Source organism: Novosphingobium fluoreni (assembly GCF_014196615.1).
Lineage (GTDB): Bacteria > Pseudomonadota > Alphaproteobacteria > Sphingomonadales > Sphingomonadaceae > Novosphingobium > Novosphingobium fluoreni.
Genome location: NZ_JACIDY010000004.1, coordinates 64,946 through 77,682 on the forward strand (window position 1 = coordinate 64,946; position 12,737 = coordinate 77,682).

The window sequence follows — 12,737 nt, forward strand, 5'->3', positions numbered from 1 at the left end:
GTTGCGGGCCGGAACTCACCATGCTTGCGGGATGTATGAAAAATTAGGTCGGACGAATTTCGGAACGAGATTACCGGTCGCTGCTAAACATCTACCGCAGATTTCGTGCGTGGCTTCAAGGGGGCTAAGGCAACTTCCACAACGAAATCAGTTTAGAACGCCACCTCGCAGATAGGAAGACTTCGAAGCACTGCCACTGAGCAGCGTTGGCCGAGTGGCAGATTGTTGCGGATTGTTGATCCAATCAGTGATCGGCCATGCGCGCCGCGATTTGGCGTTGGCGTTCGGTGATCTGTGAATGGCGCTGCGCCGGGGTAACCCAGACAGTCTCCTTCGGTAGTACGGTTTTAAGTTCATTCACTTTGACAACGCGAAACTTGATCGAGGGTTCGCGTGCCGGGTTCTTTGATAGGCCTTGCGTGCGAATGACAAGCGGCACGGTGTGCAGGCCGCCGGTATCAATCCAATTGTGCGCACCCGGGTCGCGCGGGGCGATCACGAATGTACTGGTGCCGTCCGCATTCTTCGTGATTTGGCTGTTGTTTAGGCTGGAAGTGTGGTTGGCATAGTCGATGGTGATCCACCAGTTGTTGTGCGCTACGACGCTGTAATAAGCAGCATCCGAAGGGTCCATGGTGATGAGCATAGCCTCATCGTCAGCCAATACGGCGAGCCCACTACCGGCGCGTTGCGTCAGCAGCCCTCCGACCGAACCAGATTTTGTCAGCTGAGTAATGTCGTTGGGATGGCCGTGGGCAAGCTTGTAGAACCAGTAGACATGGGGGAGTGCCTCAAGCGCAATGTCGGCGGTCTTCGCGGCGATCTGGTCATCGGTCATAGGAGGAGCGGACGGCGGATCAAGGCGTTGAATCGCCAGAGCGTTGGCGCGTTGATTCCAGTCGCCAAGCGAATCACGGATGAATAATGCCTTCGCGCCCGGGAAGGTTTGGATGTGATTGGCCCTGCCATTTGCAGGCTCGGGATCGAGCGTGATCGAGAAGCTGCCATCCGAGTTAACCTTGAGGTCGGATTGCTCAACCATGTTGAGCGTTTTGGATGTGTTCCAGTCCCCCACCAACACATAAGACACATCCGACGGCGGATTGGCACTGACCTTCCCATTCAGCCGGAAGTGGCCGGTGCTGTCGATCGGTATCCAACGGTAGATGTTGTCCGGATTATCTCCGCCCCAGCGTGAGCCGGGCACAGCCATGCCTTGCCAGCTATGCGGCGGAGTATAAATGTGGACGACTTTCGGATAGTTCGCATCGCTGGCCGCTGCCTTGATTGCGAAATTAAACATGAAATCATCCATCATGCTGTCGAAACTGGGCCAAGCCTCGGCCGGAGGCTCGTCTCGTAGCACGGCCTTCCAGCGGAAGGCGGCAAGATCGCGTCCTTTCCTGACCTGTTCGGTCTGGATCGCAGCTAGCGCCTTGCGGGTGATTTCGTTCTGATCAGCTGTGGCAAGCGGGTTTGCCTCGGTCGTGCTGCTGGCCGCGGTCTTGGGCTTTGCGGCGACGCCGCCTACCGTGCTGATCGCCATCGTGACTGCTGCGGTTACTAGCAGCATACGCTTTGCTCCGATCATGGCCATCTCCTGTCTTAACGGACGGCAGCAGGCCGGTCCTTGACCTTGTTATCTTTGATTATCGCCGAACCGCCAGCCAACATCCAGTCCGAACCTGAGCGGCGCGCCAATAACGGCATAATAAAATTTCTGCGCCCGGATTGTATAGGTGTCACGACTGTTCGAGACCATTGGCGTCGCCGAAGAGCAATCGAAAAAGGCCGAGTACAGGCGGCATCAGTACCAAGAGATTTTTGAAGACGGCTCAAAAGCCAACGGGCCATCAAGTGATGAGAGTTGGGCTCGGTTCCATTTTGCCCGCAAGGGTCAGGCCTGAACCAAGAGGGGGCATCCGCGTTCAATAGCACGTTGTCGAGGTGTGCAGGCTTCGCCGTGTCATCAACTAGAGAGGCTGACGTGTGATCAGAACGAAGCTGTACAGGTCAGCTCACGCGTGAGCGGTGTTTTGGCCACACTTCAGTCGCTAGTGCGTTCGTCATCACGAGCCTCGTGGCGACGCGATGGCTATCTCGAATTGGAGGACTATGGCGCGCTTGGCGACGGGCGCTCTGTCGTGCTGTCGGGTGCCGATGGCTCGATCGACTGGTGGTGCGTGCCTAACCTGGATTCGCCGCCGTTATTCGACCGCCTTCTCGATCCCGAGGAGGGCGGGCGCTTCACCATCACACCGGACGACGCCTTTGAGGTGGAACGTTGCTACCTTCCTGACAGCAACGTCCTGCAAACGATCTTCACCACCGCTAACGGCCGAGCGCGGCTGACGGAGTCTTTGAACAGCGGCACCGCGGGTCGGCTGCCTTGGGCCGAGCTCGCACGCCGGGTGGAGGGGCTGGAGGGTCGCGTCTCATTCAGCGTCGAGATGCGTCCCGGCCGCCGCGCGAATGGGGCCAGTCCCTATCACTCGCAGATCGGCAAGCACGCCGTGTTTCACGTCGGCTCGGTTCTTGGCCTTTTCCTGCACACCGACGGCTTTGCGGCGCGGCCCGCTGACGAGGCGATAAAGGGCATTTTGACTATTGCGCAAGGTCAGCGTGAGGTGCTGGCGATTGTTGCGGGTGAAGGCGAGCCGCTGGTGGTGCCCTCGCTTGCAGACATAGACGATCGCATCGACGTATCCGACAGCGAATGGCGCGCCTGGGCTTCAAGGGTCGAATACGATGGCGAGCATAGATCGGCGTTCATCCGAAGCGTGCTGGCTTTAAAGCTGCTGCTCTATTCGCCCTCCGGCGCGATCGCGGCGGCGGCGACCACGTCGGTTCCGGAAGGGATCAGTGGCCCCAAGAACTACGATTATCGCTACGCCTGGATTCGGGACGCGGGTTACACGATCAAGGCGTTTCTGACGGCCGGGGCGCACGCCGAGGCCAAGGCGGCGTTCACCTGGTTGCTCAAGCGGCTCGACGAGCAAGGTACGCGGGTGTGCTATACACTGGGTGGCGAGCGAGTGCCTGGTGTTACTGAGATCGAGGTGCCTGGCTATCGTCAGTCGCAGCCGGTGCGAATCGGCAATGTCGCTACCGATCAGCACCAGCACGGCATTTATGGCGATATCTTTGAGACTGCCTCTTGCTTTGTCGCGTGCGGCAACATTCTCGATCCCGCCAGCGCCGAGCAACTTTCGCACCTCGCCGATGCTTGCGCCGATGCGTGGCGCAAGAAGGACGCCGGCATCTGGGAGCTGGAAGAGCGCCAACACTATACGATGTCCAAAATTAGCTGCTGGCAGGCACTTGCCCGCGCCGTCGAACTGGCGGACGAGGGACAGTTGCCCACCACCTGCCGCGATCGCTGGGCGCGCGAACGGGACAGGATTGCAGACTGGATCGAGGAGAACTGCTGGTCAGAAGGCCGGCAAGCCTTTGTTTTTTATCCCGGCAGCGACAAGCTAGATGCGTCGCTGGCCCTGGCGGTCCGCTTCGGCTTTGACGGGCGCGACAAGCTGGAGAAGACGCTGGATGCGATCGATGCCGAGCTGGGCGCTGGCCCTTATCACTATCGCTATAGCGGCGTCGCGGCCGAGGAAGGCTGCTTTATCGCCTGCACTTTCTGGATGGTGGAAGCGCGTGCGCTGCTTGGCCAGCGCGACCGGGCGGAAAAAGCGTTTATCGCCGTTTCCCATGCGCTCGATCGAGGTGTCGGCATCATGACGGAAATGGCCGATCCCAAGACGGGAGCCTTCCTCGGCAACCTGCCGCAAGGTTTGTCCCATCTCGCGCACGTCATGGCGCTGGACGTACTTTCCCACCGGGATGCTTGCTGATCCTGGAGCGTTAGTAAGCGAGTAACTCATTACACGAACAGGAGATATCCATGTCCGACCGCTTGCAGATGCAGGATCCGCGTAACCAATATCCCCAGCCTCCATTCCCACGTCAGCCGCAACCTGTACCCGGCCTCGCCGCCGAGATGGACCCCAAGCCCGATCATGGCGAAACCAGCTATGCCGGGTCGGGTAAGCTGAAAGGCCGCAAGGCCTTGGTTACAGGTGGGGACAGCGGCGTCGGCCGTGCCGCTGCGATCGCCTACGCACGTGAGGGCGCCGACGTGGCAATCTCATACCTTCCATCGGAACAGGCCGATGCCGACGAGGTCATCAAGCTGATCGAGGCGGAAGGACGCAAGGCACTGGCGCTGCCCGGCGACATCACCGACGAGGCCTGGTGCCGGGACATGGTGGCCAAGACGGTAGAGAGCCTGGGTGGCCTCGACGTGCTGGTGATCAATGCGGGCCGCCAGCAGAACCGCGAGGATATCTCGAAGGTCACTTCGGAGGACTTCGACAAGACGATGAAGACCAATCTTTATGCCATGCACTGGATCACGCAGGCCGCGGTGCCGCACTTGCCGGCGGGTGCCAGCGTGATCACCACCGCCTCGATCCAGGCCTATGAGCCGTCCGCCATCCTGCTTGATTATGCGACGACCAAGGCCGGGATCGTCGCCTATACCAAGGCGCTTGCCAGGCAGCTGCTGGAAAAGGGCGTCCGTGCCAACGTGGTCGCCCCCGGACCGTTCTGGACCGCGCTGCAGTCCTCCGGTGGTCAGCCGCCCGAAGCGGTCGAGCAGTTCGGGGCCAAGACTCAGTATGGCCGCCCCGGCCAACCGGTAGAGCTTGCCCCGGTCTATGTGCTTTTGGCCAGTCAGGAGGCCAGTTACATGAACGGTGAGGTTTACGGCGTGACGGGTGGCGCCGGCGTCGGTTGAACGTCAAATGCGGGGTTGCAGCAGTTCATGCCGCAGCCCCGCTTTGCCTTCATGTGGCGATCGTGAAGACCGAGCCTGAATCAACCCGCAGGCCGGCCCCGTTGATGAAGCTGGACCGCTCGGAGCACAAAAAGACGATCGCTGCGGCCACTTCCTCGGCACGGCCCCGACGCTTCAGCTCCATGCCGGGGCGTTCCTCGTCCAGGAAGCTGACGATCGCCTCGTCAAAGCTTTCGCCGCGTTCTTCGGCTCGTTTGCGCATCATCTTGTCGGTCATAGGGGTGGCGATGAAGGCGGGCGAGACCGTATTCACCAGGACATTATCGCCGCCATATGCCTTTGAAAGGCCCTTCGCCAGACTGAGGATGCCGGCCTTCGAAGCGCAGTAGGCCAGCTCTTCAACGTAGGGCTGAACCGCATCTTCGGACGCGAGCAGCACGATCCGGCCCCATCCTTTCTGGCGCATCGCAGGGATCGCCTCGCGGCACATGCGCACCGCGCCCATCAGGTTGATGTCCAGCGTTTGCTGCCAGCCCTCGTCATCCACCTCCAGAAAGTCGCCAGTCGCCCCGGTCACGCCGGCGGAGTTGACGTAGATGTCCGGCTCTCCCAGTTTTTCGCGCACCTGTTCCCAGATGGCTTTCACTTCGTCCGGCTTTGTCACGTCCCCGGTGACGGCAATCACGTCGCCCAAAGAGGTTAAGTCAGCGGCGGCATCGTCCAGCGACCCGCCGGCCTGGTCGGTGATCGCGACCTTTGCGCCCGCTTCCAGCAGCAACCGCGCGGTTTCCTTGCCCATGCCGGAATCCGCTCCGCTGATCAACGCGATGCGGCCCTTGATGCCCAAATCCATAGTGAACTCCTTCAGCTTTGCGATGGTTGAGAAAGGTGTGTGTGAGCGGCTGAGGTGCCGGTTACGAAAGCAGCGTGGCGATCGATCAGAGCGGCCAGCGCCTGTGGTTTCTCGTAGGGAATAAGATGTGCCGCATCGGAGATGACCTCCAGGCGTGCGTCCCGGTAGTGGGGGGCATTTAGGTGGCGCTGCGCTGGCTCGCCAAGATCGCCATCCTTCGCTCCCGCGATGATCAGGGCGGAAAGGTCTATCTGCCCGATCTGGGCGCTCCAGTCTTCGCGGCTCCCATGCTCGAGCCAAGCCAACCAGGCTTCAGGATCGCACCGCATCACGTCCGCTATCGCTTGCTCACGCAAGGCTTGCGGCAACGGATCGGCCGTATTGTCATCGACAAACTTCGCTGCATCTTCGTATGTCGCTTGCCCGCCGGCGAACCACTTCATCATTTCGGCCCGGCGATCTTCGTCCATCGGCTCGGGCGCGGGAGGAGAAGCTGCAACCAGAATCACGCCACGAACGCTTTCCAACGAAGGTCCGCCCGATACGGCGCGCGCCACGGCTAGAGTGACGATCTTTCCACCCATGCTGTGCCCGATCAGAACGCTAGCGCTGAGCTGTCGTTCGGCGATTTCATGGGTCAACCAGTGGGCCAGACGCGCGGGATCGGTTTGGTTTGCCAATGGCCGATCCCCGAAGCCAGGCAGATCAAGCGCTATGCAGTCATAGCCCGGCAGCAGATCGATGACTTGTTCCCACTCGTGCCAACTAGAGCCAAGCGCGTGGAGAAAGACGAGGGTGGCGCGGCTCATCTCGAAAGCTTGCTGCGGGGCGAACCTCGTTTGACGATCACGACATCGGCATAGTTCGCGATTGCCACCTCGCACGTCGCCGACGCGGTAATACCAGGCTGGATTGTTATCCTGTTACACGCGCTCTCGTCCGGCATCATGGCTAGCCCTATCTCGAATACCTCGCTTGGAAAGCCACGGGAAAGTTAGGTAGTTCCGAGACATGCACTTGAGGGTGATCAGCCAAGGCTACAATCGACCCGCACAGGGTAGATAGTAGGATTGGATGCTTGTCGTTCACGGCCAGACCATTCCCGCGGATGCCGACCCACAGTCGCATTTTGTGAAGGCGCTCATAGCTCTTGTCTGACCTGAGCATGTGCAAGCAAAGCGAATAGCCCTGTGCCGCCGATGATGTTGCCGAACAGCGCCGGAACTATCAGATTCAACATTGCAAACGAAAAACTGATCTCTCCCGCAGCGGCCAGCAACCATGCCTCACCAGAGCCTGCCACGACGTGCGCAAACCCGCCAAGCGCAATGAAATAGGTCAGCGTCAGCACGACCCAGAAGGACTGTCCGCGGGCTGCAGGCAGCAACCATGGGACCGCCGCAATGAGAAAGCCTGCCGGGATGCCAAGCTTCATCGTGGCGAGCCAATCGTGCTCGAGCAACTTGCGCGATACGTCGAGCATCGCAGCACGCTGTTCCGAAGAGCCGATCAGCACGGCCTCTATCGCAAACGCAATCAGGAGAGTGCCGATCAGATTGAAGGCAAGTACCAGCCCCCAAAGGCGTAGCAATCGACCCAGATTGCCCCAGCTTGGATGGGTGGCGACAGGTAGCACCGCCGAAAGGGTGCTTTCAGTGAAAAGCTGCAGCCGGCCGAGAATCACAATCACAAATCCCAGCGAATATCCCAGGCTAGCGATGAGTGGACGCCATGGAGCATCGGGCAACATACTCTCCAGCAGCGACTGTCCCAGTAGAGAAGCGCTGATCGCCACGCCGGCGGCGAGGGCCGACCAAATCAAGGAAAATGCAGGCCGGCTCAGTTCCTCGTCGCCTCTGCTGCGCACGACCTCGTGCAGCACCTTCGCGTTGGTGGACGCGCTCTCAGAGACTGCCGCGCGTTCATCGTCGCTCAAGTCGATATCGCCTTTCCTGACCTCCAGATCGTCAGCCAAGATCTCTCTCCCGTGCAAAGTTGCCACAGGAGCAACGATTGGCGGAGCGGTTCGGGGCTTGGGTGCGAAAATGTCGTTTACGAATTGCCAAGTTTCGATAAGCGACCCTGTCATTTCACTTGGCTGTCGGCATGTGCCATCCTTTCCCAGTTGCAGACGGCTTCGTAGCGTCAGTCCGATCACGTGCGGGTCGCTTGGCATGCGGACAATCAAACTCAAATTGTCTGCCTGGACTGCCAGATTCGGTCTATAATTCTTTTCGAACAGATCGCGTGCGAAAACGGCAAATTCAAGATTTTTTGTTAAAGAGCTAGCCAATGCTGACATTTACGATCGTGTAGCCTTTCATGATCGTGAAAGCATGGGCCGGCGGTTCGCCAAATACTCTGATCCGCACATTTGCATCGGTGTGTGGCAGGATCGCGCCCCTGTTTCCGAGCGGAAATCCGTGTGGCCGTCAGAGCCATAACCATTCAGCAGGTCGGGAGCAGAAAATTGTAGCTGGTAGGCGGCGCGGGGGCCGTAAGTCGATATCGGGCAGCCGGTGAAATTTCGCCGGAAGAAGTGAAGCCCGCCGTTAGCCGACCGGGTCGTCTCCGTCGGGAGCAATGCGGGTGTTCCACTCGTATACCGTGTGTTTTGGAAGGGGCTTCACGTATCTATCTAAATTGTGACAGTTTAATCGCAGAACAACGCCTTCGGGATGCTTCAACCCCCGTCAGTATGGAAGTTGGAAACTCAAGAAGTTTGGCAATATTTATTGCCACTGACATGGTGTGGTTCGTTATTTCAGGAAGTCCCATCAACTCGCCGAACGTCCCCCCGCGCCAGCGGACCGGCGATAAAGACGCTGGGGTTAGGCCCCTGAATGCCGATCACCCGGCTGGTTTCATTTACTGCGATCCCGAGGTCGGTGGGGTCCGGCAAGAGAAAACCGGATTTGTGAAGTTGTGAAAGGAAAGATTGCGAACTTAGAATGCTGCCGTGGCTGGGCCCTGTAGTCGTGATGACGGCATCGAACGTCTGCATCGTCTGCACGTCCCGGCGGTGCCGGTCCGAGCGGTCTCGTAGGGTGGGCGAACTGACCTGATTGCATCGCGGCATAGCGGATGGACGCGGCTTGTGTCGTCAGCGTTCCTTTTGCAATGCGGCGATCGAGGATGGCACCAAACTGTGGCGCGATCCGAAAGCGGTGCGTATCCCAGAAGGGCCGTAAGTGCCGGATCAATCTCCGCTATTCGACCAGCGGCAGAGCTCTCCAGATATCTGGACCCTGTGTCCGCAATCGGTCGAACAATCCTTGCCACTGTCCGCCCGCCTCTACTGTCAAGCGTATACGGCGCGGTAGGTCGAGGGCCGTGGGTGAGGCCGAAGTAGCAAAATCTCCAAATGGATCAACGCGGACCGCGGCATGGCTTTTCGATCGCTGGCCGCGTCTGCAAATCGCGGTGATCGGTCCCATGTGCCCGCTCGCATCCAGCGTCGCGACGACGTCGGCCATGGTTAGGCCGGTGCCCACGATCAGGACGCGATCGTCCTGGCCTATCGGGGCAAGCGCGTCGATCGCCCAAGGGTCCGCGACGAACTTGGGCTGTCCGTCGAACGCCTCTGCAAGTATGACAGGTGGGGCCGGCGGCGGGTGGCTGGTCGCGATGACGAGAATGTCGGCGCTGAGGCTCTGGGCGGCGTCGGTTTCCAGCTTCCAGCCGTTTCCCTCATCTTCGACCGAAGCGATCTGAGCGCGAACATGCTCGATCCGGCCACTTGCCAGCAAAGGACGCAGCTATTCGGCTACGTAGCGACCGAAAAGATTGCGGGCGGGATAGGACTAGCCGTTCGCCAGTGTCGCGTCCGGGTCGCCGTCCAACGCGTCATGGGCCGCGATCCAGCGGACGAAGTGGTCCTCGTCATCGGGCAGCAGCGTCATCCGCCCGGCGGGCACGTCGATGCGGTGGACCGGGTCCTGCGTCGAGTACGCCACGCCCAACCCGATCTCCGCGCGCGGTTCGAAGACGAGGATGCGCACGGGATCGTCGGCAAGGCGCGCCAAGTGATAAGCGACAGCGGCTCCGGTGAAGCCGCCGCCGATGATCGCCACCGTCGGTACGGTAGGTGAACCGAATAGCCTCACGGTGGCGAGCATCAGGTGGTGGAAGGCGTAAACGTGGGCAAGCGAGCTGTCGGCCCGCGCGATGATGCGCACGGTCTGCATCATCGTTGCCCAATTGGCCCCGGTTCCGCCGTGCACCCGCGGGATCGTGAGCGACAGCAAGCCGCTTTCGCGCAGCAGGTCACGCGCGGTCTGGGGCGTGCCGCCATGCCGATCCCGCGCGATCGCGGATTGTTTGAACAACTCGCCAAGCGATGTCGCGGTTCGCAAAGCATCGCGAAGCGGCGCGGCGGCACGGGCGGTGGTATATGTCATACTCCAGACCTTCGGTGAGCGAACGTCGGTCCGCGCATCCTCCTGATCATCAGCAAGGGCCGTACCATTTGGGACAATTCACGCCGGTCCGAGCGGGGGTAGCGACCACCGGAGCTTCACGCTCATGCTTTGCTGATGGGGTGTTGCTGGGGCAACAGAGGATCAGCAGATCTAGCAGCTCAGAACGACTTCAACAGCCGCACGTTAATGCGCCCATCCTCCTTGTAGCCATTGCGCACATCGAAATTGCGGCCGAGCGCCAAAATGACTGGGTACTGGCGCTGGGCTTCACTGCGGTGCCGATCCAGAATTTTGTTTGGGTGAAGCCCCGGTTGATCAGCGCGTTCTGCGTCCAGTCGCCCCCCTCGGCATGAGAGACGCCGCCGCGCAGATCAAACTGGTCGCTCACAAAGTTGCGTAGCGAGGACTGGACCTGATAGCCGACCTTTTGCGTCATCCGGCCCCCAGCGAAGGACTTGCCGGTCTTGCCGTAGAAGGTGATATCCGCGCCTGCATCCCATGCCAGCTTCGGTGCGACGCGAACTGTTCCTGCGGCCTGAAGGTTCAATTTCCAGCGGTCTTCACCAGCATTGAATGCGCGGTTGGGATCATAATCGCCGGTGGGAAGATAGAGATACGGGGTCACGCCAAAATAGGTATTGGTCTGGGTCCGGTTTACCAGCCAGACCGGGGCGGCGAGGATGATGTCACCCAAACCGGTGTTACGACCAATCGAGGCCCGATCGCCCAGGCCGCGCTGTGCTATGACCGGAACCAAGACCTGCGGCGCCACAGTCAGTCCGGCAATCTGCACGTAACGAACAAGGCGGAAGATAGCGACGTCGGTATTCACGTCGTTCTGGCCACGAAGCTTGTCTCCATTTACGTCCTGCTCGTCCCGCTCGGCATGCTGCAAATAGACTAGCGCCAGGCTGGTGCCAGGCTTGGCGGGATCGTAATCGCCTGCATCGAGATCGACGGCGTAGGACACGGACGGCGTGACAAAAGCCGCGAGGAATGCGAGCGTCAGGCTCAGGCGACGGTATGGCATGAAGGTCTCCGGCAAAAGGACAAGACCGGACACCGTGCCTGGCTGGCACCTATCCGACCTTCCCAACCTTTAGCAATCCACGTGCCAGCTGAGACTTGGCCTGTTTTCCAATGCCTTGCGCAAAATGGTAGGAATGTTGGTCTGAGGCGTTGCAAGCAGATGTGCTGGCGTGATGTTGCTCAAGCAACGCCATTTCACCTTTCGGGGGCGATTGGCAGGATCGGACAACGGCGTAAGGGCGCGTTTACAGCCTCGATCCAGGCAGTGCTTGCAAGCCTCATGGGGGCGGAGTTTTCTAAATCACTCATCACAGGCCTTTCGGCTACTAAATCCGCAATAACATCGATATTTCCTGACCGTACGGCCGGCATTCCTAGGCACTATGAACTGACACTCGCAGCCCATGTTGTGAAATTAAACGGCAGGCGTCTCAATCGTTAACGTAGATCAAGAAAAAGAAAGACAGTCAGTCCGTCCCAGCTCAGCTACGGTCGATGCCATAGCTGACACTCAATATCGCTCCAGATGTGAGCGGCGAACCCAGCACATGTAGTGCGGCGCAAATGTAGGCCCAGGGTCTGTTACGACCTATGCCACCTTGAGCTTGCGGTGAGTAGCATGTTCTTCTTTTGCTCGCCGCAGCGTGTAAATGATCGTCTCGGTTACGGCGAGGGCCGTTAGCATCATCGCTATCAGTGCCCAAACCTGCTACTACCTATTACCGCGCACTGGGCGGTGATACGCTTATCAACCGCCCGGATTTTGAGATATTGCAGTCGCACGTGTCGCGCGATGATAACGCGACACCGTGACAGGCTCAGGCCGGCGCCCAATGAATGTCGACGGGCAATTCGGTGCCGGCAAGCGCCCGCCCGATCGGGTATGCTGAAGCATTGCCCTGTTTGATAGCGAGCTCGATTACGGAGCGCTTTTCCTTGCCGGTAGCGGCAATCATCAGGGCGCGGGCCGTGGTTATCGCTGCAAGGCTCAAGGTGACGCGTGGCACGGGGGCATCGGTCGGCATAGGCTCTGGCATTACGCCCAAGGCGCGCCGTCCGTTCGGGCTGGTCAGCGCTTCCTCAAGGTCAGGGCCCGGGAAAATGGAAGCGGTGTGTCCATCGTTGCCGACGCCAAGAAGGCACAAGTCGAGAGGCCAGTGCAGGTCCTGCATCAAGGCATCTGCGGAACGGCCCGCCGCTTTATAGTCTGCCAGCGCATTGGGCACGATCGGGATCACGCGAGCGCCTTTGGGCAAGAAGAACTTGGCCACCGCCGTCACATTGCTCAGCGGATCACCCAGCGCCACGATGCGTTCGTCAGTGGGGATGATCGTGACGCGTTTCCAGTTGAGCTTGGCCGATGCCAGCTTTTCGTAGATCGGTATCGGGGTATTCCCGCCCGCTAGCGCGATGACCGCGGCACCGCGTGCTTCGATTGCGCTTTCGATGATGAACGCCACGTCACCGGCGACGGCTGCCGCCATCTCGGCGGCGTCGTCATATTCCCACCATTCAATTTCTTCGCTCACGTACATTCCTCGATAGCTTGGCTCGAACTGATGCCGTTACCAGCCATCATCCTGGAGGCTCCTAGCCGAACCCGATTTCCCGGCCAATAGTGGCAGTGATCCAGTTCCAT

Annotated in this window: 11 protein-coding genes; 3 read left to right on the plus strand and 8 right to left on the minus strand. The window is 59.7% G+C overall.

The features are described from left to right. Positions 1-244: 244 nt before the first annotated feature. A complete protein-coding gene (locus tag GGR39_RS09485; protein WP_183616920.1) occupies positions 245-1,591 on the minus strand; it encodes a DUF1214 domain-containing protein in 1,347 nt (448 codons plus the stop codon). A gap of 148 nt (positions 1,592-1,739) precedes the next feature. Here GGR39_RS09485 and GGR39_RS09490 point away from each other — a divergent pair, with 148 nt between their 5' ends. From GGR39_RS09490 to GGR39_RS09500, 3 genes are all read left to right on the plus strand, one after another. Next, entirely contained in the window at positions 1,740-1,907 is a 168-nt protein-coding gene (locus GGR39_RS09490; RefSeq protein ID WP_183616921.1) for a hypothetical protein, read from the plus strand. A gap of 129 nt (positions 1,908-2,036) precedes the next feature. Further along, a complete protein-coding gene (locus tag GGR39_RS09495; RefSeq protein WP_221226057.1) occupies positions 2,037-3,851 on the plus strand; it encodes a glycoside hydrolase family 15 protein in 1,815 nt (604 codons plus the stop codon). Between the two features lie 50 nt (positions 3,852-3,901). Then, entirely contained in the window at positions 3,902-4,795 is an 894-nt protein-coding gene (locus GGR39_RS09500; RefSeq protein ID WP_183616923.1) for an SDR family oxidoreductase, read from the plus strand. Positions 4,796-4,844: 49 nt separating this feature from the next. Here GGR39_RS09500 and GGR39_RS09505 read toward each other — a convergent pair whose 3' ends face one another. The 7 genes from GGR39_RS09505 to pgl form a co-directional block, all read right to left on the minus strand. Continuing rightward, positions 4,845-5,648: an SDR family NAD(P)-dependent oxidoreductase gene (locus GGR39_RS09505; protein ID WP_183616924.1), complete on the minus strand. Its 804-nt coding sequence runs from the start codon at positions 5,646-5,648 to the stop codon at positions 4,845-4,847. Positions 5,649-5,659: 11 nt separating this feature from the next. After that, positions 5,660-6,457 carry an alpha/beta fold hydrolase gene (locus tag GGR39_RS09510; protein WP_183616925.1) on the minus strand — a complete coding sequence of 266 codons (798 nt, stop codon included), beginning with the start codon at positions 6,455-6,457 and terminating at the stop codon, positions 5,660-5,662. A gap of 332 nt (positions 6,458-6,789) precedes the next feature. Beyond that, positions 6,790-7,623, minus strand: coding sequence for a formate/nitrite transporter family protein (locus tag GGR39_RS09515; RefSeq protein WP_246388598.1), 834 nt, complete (start codon positions 7,621-7,623; stop codon positions 6,790-6,792). 1,234 nt (positions 7,624-8,857) lie between these two features. After that, a complete protein-coding gene (locus GGR39_RS09520) occupies positions 8,858-9,397 on the minus strand; it encodes an FAD/NAD(P)-binding protein (RefSeq protein ID WP_183617130.1) in 540 nt (179 codons plus the stop codon). 54 nt (positions 9,398-9,451) lie between these two features. Further along, positions 9,452-10,048 carry an FAD-dependent oxidoreductase gene (locus tag GGR39_RS17080; protein ID WP_221226058.1) on the minus strand — a complete coding sequence of 199 codons (597 nt, stop codon included), beginning with the start codon at positions 10,046-10,048 and terminating at the stop codon, positions 9,452-9,454. A gap of 190 nt (positions 10,049-10,238) precedes the next feature. Continuing rightward, positions 10,239-11,039: a transporter gene (locus GGR39_RS09530; RefSeq protein ID WP_221226059.1), complete on the minus strand. Its 801-nt coding sequence runs from the start codon at positions 11,037-11,039 to the stop codon at positions 10,239-10,241. An 877-nt stretch (positions 11,040-11,916) separates the two neighbouring features. Continuing rightward, positions 11,917-12,627, minus strand: a complete 711-nt coding sequence (pgl, locus tag GGR39_RS09535) for a 6-phosphogluconolactonase (RefSeq protein WP_343055848.1) — start codon at positions 12,625-12,627, stop codon at positions 11,917-11,919. Between the last annotated feature and the right edge of the window lie 110 nt (positions 12,628-12,737).